Annotated in this window: 10 protein-coding genes; 4 read left to right on the forward strand and 6 right to left on the reverse strand. The window is 59.5% G+C overall.

What is annotated here, in order from left to right:
- Positions 1-148: 148 nt before the first annotated feature.
- Genes FF098_RS13435 through FF098_RS13450 form a run of 4 tightly spaced genes read left to right on the forward strand, consistent with a single transcriptional unit; the run spans position 149 to position 4,987 of the window.
- The gene (locus FF098_RS13435; protein ID WP_155141448.1) at positions 149-1,705 is read left to right on the forward strand and encodes a tryptophan halogenase family protein; all 1,557 of its coding nucleotides are present in this window, start codon (positions 149-151) and stop codon (positions 1,703-1,705) included.
- Positions 1,706-1,732: 27 nt separating this feature from the next.
- Positions 1,733-2,449: a SapC family protein gene (locus tag FF098_RS13440; protein WP_155141450.1), complete on the forward strand. Its 717-nt coding sequence runs from the start codon at positions 1,733-1,735 to the stop codon at positions 2,447-2,449.
- Positions 2,449-3,492, forward strand: coding sequence for a cupin-like domain-containing protein (locus FF098_RS13445; protein WP_155141452.1), 1,044 nt, complete (start codon positions 2,449-2,451; stop codon positions 3,490-3,492). Before FF098_RS13440 ends, FF098_RS13445 begins: the two co-directional genes overlap by 1 nt.
- A gap of 4 nt (positions 3,493-3,496) precedes the next feature.
- Positions 3,497-4,987: a tryptophan halogenase family protein gene (locus FF098_RS13450; protein WP_155141454.1), complete on the forward strand. Its 1,491-nt coding sequence runs from the start codon at positions 3,497-3,499 to the stop codon at positions 4,985-4,987.
- A gap of 61 nt (positions 4,988-5,048) precedes the next feature.
- On the opposite strand, the gene FF098_RS13455 is transcribed toward FF098_RS13450, so the two are convergent.
- From FF098_RS13455 to FF098_RS13480, 6 genes are all read right to left on the reverse strand, one after another.
- Positions 5,049-6,182, reverse strand: a complete 1,134-nt coding sequence (locus tag FF098_RS13455) for a right-handed parallel beta-helix repeat-containing protein (protein WP_166426538.1) — start codon at positions 6,180-6,182, stop codon at positions 5,049-5,051.
- Position 6,183: 1 nt separating this feature from the next.
- Positions 6,184-7,551 carry a peptidoglycan-binding protein gene (locus tag FF098_RS13460; RefSeq protein ID WP_155141458.1) on the reverse strand — a complete coding sequence of 456 codons (1,368 nt, stop codon included), beginning with the start codon at positions 7,549-7,551 and terminating at the stop codon, positions 6,184-6,186.
- Between the two features lie 210 nt (positions 7,552-7,761).
- The gene (locus tag FF098_RS13465) at positions 7,762-8,016 is read right to left on the reverse strand and encodes a sulfurtransferase TusA family protein (RefSeq protein ID WP_155141460.1); all 255 of its coding nucleotides are present in this window, start codon (positions 8,014-8,016) and stop codon (positions 7,762-7,764) included.
- 6 nt (positions 8,017-8,022) lie between these two features.
- Positions 8,023-9,534 carry a hypothetical protein gene (locus FF098_RS13470; RefSeq protein WP_155141462.1) on the reverse strand — a complete coding sequence of 504 codons (1,512 nt, stop codon included), beginning with the start codon at positions 9,532-9,534 and terminating at the stop codon, positions 8,023-8,025.
- 147 nt (positions 9,535-9,681) lie between these two features.
- Positions 9,682-12,165 (reverse strand): TonB-dependent receptor, encoded by a 2,484-nt coding sequence (locus tag FF098_RS13475; RefSeq protein ID WP_155141464.1) that lies wholly within the window; start codon positions 12,163-12,165, stop codon positions 9,682-9,684.
- A gap of 224 nt (positions 12,166-12,389) precedes the next feature.
- A complete protein-coding gene (locus FF098_RS13480) occupies positions 12,390-13,151 on the reverse strand; it encodes a slipin family protein (protein ID WP_155141466.1) in 762 nt (253 codons plus the stop codon).
- Between the last annotated feature and the right edge of the window lie 5 nt (positions 13,152-13,156).

Raw genomic sequence — 13,156 nt, forward strand, 5'->3', positions numbered from 1 at the left:
CGCTAACCCGCGGGGGGTTTTTATATTTCAGGGCAGGAAATGGCAGCTTCTTGATGCCGTCACACGACAATGCCGCGTTAACATCGCTGCCATACTGTTCTACACTCGGGAAAAGAAAATAAGTCTCCACAAGGGAGGAGGGCAAGGCTTGGACAAGCCAATCAAACGTGTCGTGATCATTGGCGGTGGCACTGCCGGCTGGCTGACAGCTGGCATTCTTGCTGCCGATCATTGCGCGTGGAAACAGGCCGGTCTCGACATCACCCTGATCGAATCCCCCGATGTGCCAATCCTTGGTGTAGGCGAGGGGACCTGGCCGTCCTTGCGTGACACGCTGCGCCGTATAGGAATCGCGGAAACCGATTTCATCCGGCGCTGCAATGCCAGCTTCAAACAGGGCTCCCGCTTCGACGGCTGGGTCGATGGCAGCGCGGGCGACAGCTATTTCCACCCCTTCACCGCACCGCCCGACCCTGACGATATTTCCTGTCTTGCCGTATGGCGCGCAGCGCCGGAAGGCACGCCCTTTGGCGAAGCGATCAGTGCACAGGTGAGCCTGTGCCGCGAGGGAAAAGCCCCGAAACAGGCAGCGACCCCGGAATATGCCGCTGTCGCCAATTATGCCTATCACCTCGATGCCGGTGCCTTTGCCACGCTGCTGCGCGAGCATTGCACCGCCCGCCTGGGTGTCACCCATATCATGGCAAACGTGACCAGTGTTTCCAGCACTGAGAATGGTCATATCAGCTCCATCCAAGCCGATGGGCACGGAACGGTTGACGGCGACCTTTTCATCGATTGCACCGGCAGCAGGGCAATGCTGATCGGCGAGCATTTCAACAGTCCGTTGACGGACGTATCCGATATTCTGTTCAATGACCGGGCGCTTGCCCTGCATGTTCCCTATGAAGATGAACTCTCGGCGATAGCATCTCAAACAGTGGGTACGGCGCTTTCAGCCGGGTGGGTCTGGGACATCGGCCTGCAATCGCGCCGCGGCGTCGGCTATGTGCATTCGTCAAACCATATAAGCGAGGATGCGGCATGCGCCGGGCTCGACGCCTATCTGGAGAAGACGGCGCCGGGCAGTGGCGTCAGAAGTGAGGACGCCCGGCTGATCCGGTTCCGATCCGCCTATCGGCGCGAGCCGTGGCGCGGCAATTGTGTTGCTGTCGGTATGTCATCGGGGTTTGTGGAGCCACTGGAGGCATCTGCCATTGTCATGGTCGAGCTTTCCGCCGACATGATCAGTAGTCTCCTGTCTTTTGGAAAGGGACAGATGACACGCTCGGCAGGGCAGTTCAACAGGCGCTTTGCCTATCGCTGGGCGCGTATCGTCGACTTTCTCAAGCTCCATTATATCCTCAGTCAACGGACTGAGCCATACTGGCGTGACCATCTCGACCGGTCGACATGGCCTGAGCGGCTTACAGAATTGCTGGAGCGCTGGCGGCACGGCCCGCCTTCGCGCGACGATTTTCCGCAGATACAGGAAATCTTCCCGGCCGCAAGCTACGCTTATGTCATGTATGGCATGGGGTTCGAGACTGCTGCCCCGCAAACGTTGCGGCGGCTCGACGATCCGGCCATCGCCAGACGGCATCTTGATGATATTAGAACCATGACCCGGCGCTTTCTCGCCGGGCTGCCAACCAACCGGCAACTGCTCGATCATGTCATGCAGGCCGGCCTGACCAGAGTTTAAAAGACCGAGCTTAAGGATACATAGTCGATGCCACGTCACGTCTCCCTCAATAACGTCGATCACGCCAATCTCAAGGTGCGTACGGAATATTCTGCCGATCTCGGCGATGCCGTCATGTCGAGCCCGGTGTTCCCGCACGAATTCCGGAATGTGCAGGCGACCTATCCGATCGTGTTTTCCAAGGAGAGTTCCGGTCGGTTCCGGCCAATTGCCCTGTTCGGGCTGGAGAAGGACAGCAACCTGTTCCTGGATGGCGAAAAATGGGATGCCAACTATGTGCCGATGGCGATGCGCATGCCGCCTTTCCTGATCGGCTTTGCTTTTCCGGGCGGCGGCGAAAGCCAGATGGAAGTGCATATCGACATCGAGCATCCGCGTGTCAGCGAGACAGAGGGCCAGCCCCTGTTCCTGCCGCAGGGCGGGCAGAGCGATTTCCTGAAGCAGATTGCCGGTATGCTGACGGAAATCCATCATGCCGAGACTAACGTACAGAGTTTTTGCGCACTGCTGGACGAGATGGACCTGATCGAGCCATTCAGCCTGGATGTGACGCTTGATGATGGCATGCAGGGGCGCCTCGCCGGTCTTTATACCATTGCCGAGGAAAAATTGTATTCGCTGGATGCCGCAGGGCTAGGCCGTTTGCAGGAACATAATTTCCTGCTGCCAATTTACATGGCAGTGGCGTCAATCTCGCAATTCCGCACCCTTATCGACCGGCGTAATCGCAAGGGTGCGCCGTAATGTCTACTGCCGCCGATAGCATGACGGGGGTGCTGCCTGATCCGGCACCGGTCAGGGAAATCGACCTGCCGCATACAGACGACCTGCCGGAGGAGGTGATGGTATCTCCGGAGCCTGTCATCCTGCGCGGCTGGGTCTCGGACTGGCCTGTGGTCAAGGCAGCTCGGACGTCTGACAAGGCGCTGTTCGACTATCTCAGCCAGTTCGACCGAGGCGCTGTCGTGCCCGTATCGGTAGGCCCACCGACACTTCAGGGGCGGGTGTTCTACAAGGATGATTTCTCCGGTTCAAACGCCGATCGTGGTAATGCCCCCATCGGTGAGGTGCTGCGGCGCATTGCCGATACTGGCGGGCAGGACGCGCCGCCGCTGATCTATCTGGCATCCGCCACCATCGATGATTGCCTGCCAGGCTTCCGCGATGAAAACGATGTCGGCTTTGGCGAGCATGATCCGCTTGCCAGCATCTGGATCGGTACGCGCACGCGTATCGCAGCGCATAACGACCTGCCACGTAATCTTGCCTGTGTGGCTGCCGGGCGGCGGCGCTTTACCCTTTTCCCGCCGGACCAGCTGGCGAACCTCTATATCGGCCCGATCGAAAACACGCCGGCGGGCAGACCGATCAGCCTGGTCGATTTTGCGCGGCCCGACCTCGAGAGGTTCCCCCGCTTTGCCGAGGCGATGCAGCATGCACAGGTCGCTGAGATGGAAGCGGGCGATGCCCTCTTCATCCCGTCCATGTGGTGGCACCACGTCGAGGCACTGGAAGCTTTCAACGTGCTCGTCAATTACTGGTGGCGGACAGTGCCTGATTATCTGGGCACGCCGCAGGATGTGCTCAACCACGCCATGCTGACGATCCGCGACATGCCGCCCGAGGAAAAGAAGATCTGGAAACATTTCTTCGACCATTATGTGTTCGAGAATGATGATGAGACGGTGGCGCATATCCCCGACCATGCGCGCGGCATTCTTGATCCGATGACGGATCAGTCCGCCAGGCGGTTGCGGGCGCTTCTTCTCAACAGGCTGAACCGGTAGGGCAATGACGCAAGGTGCAAGAAAGACGCGCGTAATCATCGCTGGCGGCGGCACCGCCGGGTGGATGACGGCGGCAGCCATCGGAAAGACACTGGAGAAGGTCGTTGATGTTACCCTTGTCGAGTCCGATGCCATCGGCACAGTCGGTGTGGGGGAGGCGACGATTCCATCGCTGCTCACCTTCAACCGGCTGCTGGGGATCGATGAAGCTGCTTTCCTGAAAAGCGTCAATGGCACATTCAAGCTGGGCATCGCGTTCGAGAACTGGCGCGATGTCGATCACCGCTACATCCACTCCTTCGGGGTGACCGGCAAGGACCACTGGACAGCCGGGTTCCAGCATTTCTGGCGGCGCGGGCAGGATATGGGCATCGCGAAGGACTTTGGCGAGTACTGCCTGGAACTGGTTGCCGCAGAGCAGGAAAAGTTCGCGCACCTGCCGAAATTCGGGCTCAATTATGCCTATCACATCGATTCATCTGCCTACGCTGCATTTTTGCGCCAGATGGCAGAGAACCATGGCGTCACGCGCCGGGAGGGACGGATCGAGAGCGTGGCGCGCGCCGGGAGCGGCGACATTGAAAGCATCACCCTCGAAGATGGCACGCAGCTGGAGGGCGATCTGTTCATCGACTGTACCGGCTTCCGCGCGCTCCTTATCGGGCAGGCGCTGGGGGTAGGATATGACGACTGGACGCACTGGCTGCCCTGCGACAGGGCGATTGCGGTGCAGACATCGTCCGTGGGGGATCCTTTGCCCTATACGCGGTCCATTGCCCATGGGGCCGGGTGGCGCTGGAAAATTCCGCTGCAGCATCGCACCGGTAATGGCATCGTTTTCTGCAGCCGCTACATGAGCGAGGATGAGGCGTTGGCGCAGCTGCTGGACAGTGTCGACGGGGAAATATTGACTGAGCCGCGCACGATCCCGTTCCGCACCGGTACGCGGCGGGATCACTGGAAGCGCAATTGCGTCTCTATCGGCCTGTCGAGCGGGTTCATCGAACCGCTGGAATCGACCAGCATCCACCTGATCCAGAAAGCGGTGATGCGCCTGCTTTACCTGTTCCCGCATGACGGGATCAGAGGCGCGGAGACAGAAGAATTCAACACGCAGATGATGGATGAGATCGAACACATCCGCGACTTCATCATCCTGCATTATCACCTGACGGATCGGCAGGACACGGACTTCTGGCGCCATTGCCGGTCGATGGATATCCCCGAAAGTCTGCGCCATCGCATGGAGCTGTTCGCGCAGACAGGCCGGGTATTCCGCGCGGCGGACGAGCTTTTTGCAGAGAATTCATGGACGCAGGTGATGCTGGGGCAGGGGCTGAGCCCCGATACCTGGCACCCCATCGCCGACGTGATGGAGCCGGACGAGATCAGACGGTTCCTCGATCATATCGAGGAAAATGTTCAGCGTACGGTCGCCGACATGCCAAGCCACAAGGCGTATATCGACAGCTATTGCAAGGCAGCGCAGAGATAGGCACCAAAAGAAAAGGGCTGCCGAAGCAGCCCTGATCATTCGATAGCAGTGTGTGCCGAGACTAGTTCGTCTGCTTGCGCATACGGCTGATTTCGCGCTCTACGTCATTGTAGATTTTCGGCTTGTTGCCATTGCCGATGGACGAGATCTGAAGGCCGACATTGCCCTTGATGTCATTGTCCTCGACGAGACCATTGGACTGGTAGATTTTCAGCCCGTCGCCATCATTGGCCCAGATCTGGTTAAGGCGGATCAGCACCTGCTTGGCCTGCTCGCCAAGGGTAACGCCATCGCCGGCATTGTTGAGGATCTTGTTGCCGACCATGGTCGCGCCGCCCTCGCCATTATAGGTGATGCCCTTGCCATTGGCGTTGATCATGTTGCCGGTGACCAGCATGGTCGAGGCGCCCTGCATGTGCAGGCCGATGCCCGTATTGCCGGTGATGACGTTGTCGACCAGCAGGGTTCGGTCCCAGAGCGGATGTTTCTGGTTGATCAGCACGCCCTGTTCGCCGCCACGGATCTCGTTACGCTCGAGGAAGGCTGTGCCGCCGGTGATTTCAACCATCGTGCCGAAATGGATGTTACCGCCGTCGACGGTCGTCTCCTTCATCGTGAAGACGCCTGACTTGATGGCGACGCAGGGGCTGGCCGAGCCGAAGCCGGCGCGTACTGCCTTGTTTGCCGCCGAGCCGGGCGTTGCGAACACGGCGTCGGAGAAATCGAACTGCATGTTCGAGACCAGCGCGTGATCGTTGGAGCCCTCAGGCGAATAGGTCAGGCATGGCTTGGACGAATCCGTCGGCATAACGCGGACCTGGCCGCCCGGGCCACGGTCGCCCTGCAGGCTGACGGATTTGGTCAACGTGATGTTCTCGCGATAGACGCCAGGCAGGACGACAACGACACCGCCAGGGGCGACATCATTGATGGCTTCCTGGATCGAGGTATAGCTGTCATCGCCATGGGCGCGGGAGTCGACCACCAGATAGGACGGAAGCTTCGCTTCGCTTTTCTTGGAAGCGGTCTTTTCCTTCTGTGCGTCGATGCGGATCTGGTCCTGCTTGGTCACGGTCGGGAAGCCGCCGAACTGGGCGCTAGCCGTGCCGGTCAGGGCGATGGCCGCGACGGTGAAGCCGGCAGCAAGACGGGTGGCGGATTTCATGATGTCCCCTTTGATCATCGTCTCTCTCATCTCAATTCTCCTGGCTGCCGCGAATATTCGTTGCAGGTACGGCTTCATAGCGCAGCTTGATCAGATCTTCCTGTGCCTGCTGATGGCCGAGGGCATAGGCCTGGCCGAAGTGGAAGGTCGCTTCGGACACATCCGGTTCGACAGGGTCTTCGCCATAGATGCCGTCGCGGAAAGCGACACCAAGCGCGTAATGCGCGAGCGAATAGCCATAATTGGCGGATTTCTTCAGCCAGTAGACTGCCTTTTCGCCATTCTTGGCGACGCCAATGCCGCGCGTATACATGATGCCGTAGACATATTGTGACTGCGGATGCTCACGATCGGCAGCGAGCTGGACCAGCTGGACCTTCTGCTCCGGCGACAGCGTGCCCGTCATCTTGTTACGCTTCTCCTCCTCGGTCATCTCGCGGTTCTTCTGATACAGCGAGTACTGGAAGTTACGCACCGAGGTTCGGGTCTCCGGACCGACCTTGCCGTCGATGGAGCCCTGGTAGAAGCCGAGTGCGGCGAGCGAGCTTTGCAGCAGGTCCTCGTTGTTGGAGAACTCTTCCTCGATATTGTCGATCGCTTCGGCCAGCTGGATGGAACGCAGGCGTGCCAGCTCCATTTCCAGTGCTTCCTGGCGCGGCGTCTTGTTCTTCAGCGCCTCAGGCAGCGGCGGCTCCCAGTTGGCGGCGAGGTCCTGCGCGGTATCGACGTCGCGCGGGTTCATCAGCGTAATGAGATATTTCGCTGCTTCGCTTGCCGGGGCATTGGAGTTGCGGTTGCGGCCCTTGGCGAGTTCGAAATATTTCAGCGCCTCGATATTGTCCTTTGGCAGGCCAGCACCGGTCTGGAACATCATGCCGAGACGATAAAGGTCGAACTCCGATTCGGCGGACAGTATTTCCACGACCCGCAATTGCGACTGGTAGACATCATTGTCGCTCATGCGCTTTTTCAGGATCGGGATCTGTTCCTGAGCCACGAATTTGGCGTTTACGTCGCGATAGGTCGGCGACTGGTTATAGCTGTCGAAGTCATGATTGGCGGCGAGAATATACCAGGCCAGCGCCTCGACATCGTCCTGAGGGATAACGCCGGTATCTGACGGACTGGTCAGTACGCCGGTATATTCAGGGCCTGCTTCGAGGCCCTTGCCGGCATAGACGTCACCGAGTGCCTGCTTGGATTTCACATCACCGGCAACCGCGTATCTGACCCACAGGTCTACGGCATTCTCGAATTTCTGCGATGCATAGGCATTGAGCGCATCATCGTAATCGGCAAAGGCCGCCCCGGCAGGCAGGAGACCGGCAGCAATGCCGATCGCTGCAGCCGCAATGCCGCGCTTCAGTGTTGAAAGTCTCTCAGAGCATTTTGTTTTCATCGTGAAAACTTCCCCTCGCTATACCCGGCACCAGCATTGACCTGTAACCAGTCGTTGCGTCCATACCCCCGTGGCTCCCCTGATGAGGCAGCTCGCACGAGTCTCATCAGATCAAAGTTAACACCTTTTTTCTGCAAAAGGCACTAGCTCTCGTGAAAAAGTTAATGTGATCGCTGCCTGTGGCAAACCGGCACCGGATTCGGCGACAGGTCATTCTGCCGGCCTGATCAGGAACGTTACGGTTTTTCCTTCAGAATCAAGCTCTTCGACCGAATGCCCAGCTTCCCGGCAAAAATGTGGAATGTCGATCCTGGCGATGGGATCATCGGCGATGACTTTCAGATCGACGCCAGCCGGCAGTTTCCTCAGCGCCGATTCGGTGCGGATGACCGGCATGGGGCATCGCAAGCCGCGCACATCCAGTATTTCGATTGATCCGGGATCGGAACGGCGGCTTTCGCTCATGGCAGGTCAGCCATGGCTGGCCGGGGACTGTGCTGAAGACTGGGCAGGCATCCGGGCAGGTGTGCGGTCTTCAAGATCCGGTGGTGGTGGCGCGGCCTCGCCCTGCGGCAGGAGGGCAGCGCGGATTGCCTGCCACTCGGCGCTTTCGCTTATCGTGGTAGTGGTATCTCCACTGCTGTCATAAGGCTGTTGTGGCATTTGCATCTGCTCGGTCTGGTCGCCCGGCTTTTCATCCTCGCGCTCCACCGGTGCGTTATCGTCCGGGCTCACGGCTATCGATGCCAGTTTTTGCCACTGTCCCAGTGGATCGTTGAAATCGCGCGGGACGATGGCAGAGACGTCATTCCTGATGCGGCCCTGGTCCAGCAGTGCCTTGCGGCTGATGAGAGCCGAAATTCCGCTTTCATCACCGTTCGATGCCGCCTTCAGGGCGTGCGTCAGCCGTTCGGCAGCCTTGCCGTCATCCGGTACCGTGACCTCTGTAAGGCCATTGTCCAGCAGAAGACCGATCCGTTCCGCATCATCAAGCAGGGCGCCATTGCGCCAGAACGTGCCGCCAAGGCCCTCGACAGGCCAGGTCGATGCAAAGCGCTGGGCGCGTACCGATATGCCATCGCCGAGGTAGGCTATGCGAAGCCCTGTATAGTCATTGCCACCCGTAAGGCGGCGCGGCAGACGCCACAGGCCGATTTTTTCACCGATCCTGAGGTCAGGCTCGCCGATCAGGCGCGCCTGGAAGGGCGGCACCTTGCGGCATACAGCGGCGAGCGCCTCTTCAGCCTTTTCCTGCGAACGAAAAACCCAGGTCCCGTCGAGCAGTGTCGTGCCCCGCGCGGGCAGGATCATTTCCCATGTACACGCCTCGCCGGCGACGCTCTCGGCGGCCCGGGGCGAGAACACCCCTTCCGCTGCCGCGTCGGCCGGTGTTGCGAACAGGGTATCGATTCCGCGTGGTATACAGCTGTCGGCGTTCTTTGCCGCGTCAATTGCGTCACGGATATCCTGCCAGCTGGCCCCACGGCCAAAACTGACGAGGCCCGGCGTGTCATCGCTGAGCATGACCGACTTCATGCGGTGAAAGCTGAGGGGCAGGACATTGTCCCCGGTCGGCCTGTTGCGGCCAAAAGCGACACTCAGGCCACAATTGGCGGCGATGTCGATGAGGCGCGAGACGGCGTGGGCATCGCCGGGACACAGCACGGCCGGGCAGCCGGGAGCGATACCCTCATGCTCCCGGATCAGGCGGATCGCGAGTGGTTCGGCGGCACATTGATAGCGCAGGTCAGGTGCGAAGCTCAGCTCGTCAACCGCAATCGACCTGTCCAGCTTTTCCAGACGGGCGATCAGGTCGGGGTCTTCATCGGCTTTCGTATAGATCGGGGCAGGGCCGGTCGCGAGCAGGGCTGGCAGGCCAAGCCTGTCCGCCAGCCAGTCACGCAGACGCCGTGTATCCCGGCGGCTTTGCTGGCCACGGCCTGTTGTGCCGCGCGTCGGCTGATCTTGTCCATGCGTTTCCATACCGTCCCATACACGCGCTGTGTCGGCTTGCGATGTCAACTCTCTGGCCCCTTCCAGCCGCCGAAGTGCGCGGACCATAAAAGAAAAACGCCCCTCCGTCAGGGAGGGGCGCTGTATTTGGTGAAAACTAGCCTGATAGGTCAGGGGCTAGAAATCGGCTTTTAGCGTTACGCCATAGGTGCGTTGGGCGCCGAGGAAGGCGTTCCAGCTGCCCGTCTGCAGCGGAGCGTCGAAACCGACTTGGGTATAGTACTCGTCAAACAGGTTCTTGCCCCAAAGCTCGACGCTGAACGGGCTGTCCATCGGCGACAGCACGATGCGGCCGTTCACGATGCCGAAACCTTCCTGATACTTGGCAGCATCGAGGTCGGAACCGGTGTTGTAGTCGCTGACATAACGGCCCTCGACGTGGAAGATCGCGTTCAGCGTTTCGGCGAGGACGGTCTCGTAGGTGACACCGAGATTGCCGTAGAATTCCGGCGACAGGGTCATCTGCTCACCGGCCAGCACAGCCTGGTCGATGTCCTCGCCATACTCGGCCTTGATGTAGGCACCGCCACCGGTGATGCTCAGGCCTTCAATGCCCGGATCCCAGAGGAAGTCGAGCTCGACACCCGTCGCTGTGGCTTCTGCCACGTTTTCGACAACGAAGCGCGTGCCGAGGAAGGAGTTGAGCTGGAAGTCCTCGATGTCCTGATGGAAGGCGGCGAGGTTGGCGACCAGCGTGCCTTCGGCAAGAACGCTCTTCAGGCCGGCTTCATAGGAATTGATCTTTTCCGGACGGAAAGAAGTATCGTCGTTCGTGCCATCGAGCACGAGCGGGTCGCGGTCGAGGTTGAAGCCGCCAGCCTTGAACGAGTTCGCATAGGACACGTAGCCGGTGACATTGTCAGACAGGTCCTTGCTGAATTTGACGGTACCGGAAATTTCCTCGTCGCTGCGCTCGAAGTCATAGGGCGCATCGTCATAGCGGTCGTCCGTCCAGTTCAGGCAGTAGAATGGCTGGATGCTCGGGAACAGCGGCGCGAGTGCCGGTGCACCGGACGCGAAAGCCTGGGCACCTGTCGCCCCGCCAAGAGCGGCCTGGGGCTGGGTGAAGAACTCGCAGCCATTGGTGGAAATGGTGTCAAAGTCCGATACCAGTTCCTTGTCTTCCTGCGTGTAACGCAGACCGAAGGTCAGGCGGCTGGTGTCGTTGATGTGCCAGGTATTGTTCGTGAACAGAGCAAAACTCTCGGCAGTCTGATTATAGACATCGCCATTCATGCCAGCGCCCGTCGGATAGAGCGGTGCAGGGTAGAGGGCGGAAAGTCCGCCTGCAGCGATCAGGTCGCCGAGGAAGGTCGAAGTAGGACCGGTCGAGTTGGTCAGGATACCCGGGATCTGAGTGCCGCTGCCAAGGACGTTCGCAGACACGAGCAGGTTGAGATACGGGCCATAGGCCGGGCCCGTGCGCAGGGCATCGCGACGTTCAAGGTCTTCATCGGAATAGAAACCGCCGACCATCCAGTCGAGATTGTCGGTCGAGCCGGCAAGACGCAGTTCCTGGGTAAAGACCTCGAAGCTCGCGCCGTTATCATCCTGGTTGCGATAGGCGATATCGACGGTCGTGAAGTCGACGTCCTGGGCAACATCGGAATTCCAGTCCCGCCATGCGGTGACGGAAGTGAGCGTGCCATAGCCAAGATCCCAGTCGATTTCAGCCGACAGGCCCTGGTCGGTAATGTCCTGTGCGGTAGAGCGGTTGGAGTAGGCAAGACGCTCTTCCGGGTCGGCCGGGTTCATGACTGCAGGCTGGCCGCCATTCAGGGCCAGCAGGAAGGCCGCCGTCGGGCCGGTTTCGACCTGAACGCCGGTACAGCAATCTTCAGTGCGCTCCGTCCAGTCGCCGATCAGGCGAATGGACAGCGCGTCATTCGGTTCAAACAGCAACTGGCCGCGCAGGCTGCTGTAATCGGAGGTGTAGCTTTCTTCCAGCGTACGCGGACCATTGCCGGTTTCAACATCCATCAGGCCATCGCGCTCCTGGATGACACCGAACAGGCGGAAAGCCGCAGTCTGGGCTTCATTGCCGCCGGTCACATAGCCCTGATAGCGCTGCAGGCCGAGATTGCCGAGGGTAACCTCTGCACCAGCGCCGAACTCATAGTCAGGCGCCTTCGTGATGACGTTGATAACACCGGCAGACGTGTTCTTGCCGAAAACCGTGCCCTGCGGGCCGCGCAGAACCTCGACACGCTCGATCTCGCCGAGATCGCTGAAGGCGATGGAGTTGCGCGAGCGGTAGACACCGTCGATCACGACGCCGACAGAGCTTTCAAGGCCCGGATTGTCGCCGACTGTACCGATGCCGCGGATGCGGGCGGTGGTGGAGGCTTCGGAGGACGTCGAGGTGACCATCAGGCCGGGCGTGATGCTGATCAGGTCCTTGATGTCGGCCACACCGGAGCGGTCGAGCTGCTCCTCGCTGAGGGCCGTGACCGAAATCGGAACATCCTGGATGTTCTCTTCGCGCTTTTGCGCCGTGACGGTGATGATATCGACTTGCGCAGCGGCTGGCAGGGCCGGTGCCGCGATGGCAACGGCAATGGCAGCAGCGGACGGGCCTTTCAGCCAGTGAAACTTTTTCATGCAATCCTCCCTATGGACCTATGTTCGCGATTTGCTCGCATCAGCGGCTTATTAGCCTGCTGTCTCATAAAATAATGCGGGTGCGGGCAGCTAGGCAATGAATCCATGCAGCTGAAGGGCAGTTAACGCCCTCAGTACACAATAAAAAATCAGCAGCGGCCAAAGTTGTGGCAGTACTGCAACTATGGCCGCTGAAATATTAGGATGGCTGATATTATACGCGTCTAAGGCTGAGGGTCGTGTTTCAGCATGCCCTTCAATTCGTCCATGGAGAACGGGAAGACGATCGTATTTGTCCGGTCTGACGCAATTTCCTGAAGCGTATTCAGGTAACGCAGCTGCATCGCATTGCTCTGGCTGGAGAGGACTTCACCGGCTTCGGCCAGCTTTGCGGCAGCCTGGAATTCGCCTTCGGCGGAGATCACGCGGGCGCGGCGCTCCCGCTCTGCTTCGGCCTGCTTGGCAATGGCGCGGATCATGGACTGGTCGACGTCGACATGCTTGATCTCGACATTGGCGACCTTGATGCCCCAGGCCTCTGTCTGGGCGTCGAGGATTTCCTGGATGTCGTGGTTGAGCTTGTCACGCTCCTGAAGCATCTCGTCGAGCTCGTGTTTACCGAGTACGGACCGCAGGGTTGTCTGGGCCAGCTGGCTGGTTGCAGCCATGTAGTTCTCGACCTGAACAACCGCTTTGACCGAGTCGATGACGCGATAATAGATGACGGCGTTGACCTTCACCGAGACGTTGTCTCGGGAAATGACGTCCTGGGACGGCACGTCATGGACGAGGGTGCGCATGTCGACCTTGCGCAGTGTCTGGATGAACGGGATCAGCAGGATCAGGCCGGGACCGCTCGCCTTCTTGCCAACGCGGCCGAGGGTGAAGATGACGCCTCGCTCGTATTCTTTCAGTACCTTGACGATCGAGGTGATGAGAAACAGCGCAATGCCGAGTACCGGGATTAAGATGCTGAGTCCTGCCATGATAT

The sequence above is a fragment of the Aquisalinus luteolus genome (assembly GCF_009712425.2).
In the GTDB taxonomy this organism is placed as follows: domain Bacteria; phylum Pseudomonadota; class Alphaproteobacteria; order Caulobacterales; family Parvularculaceae; genus Aquisalinus; species Aquisalinus luteolus.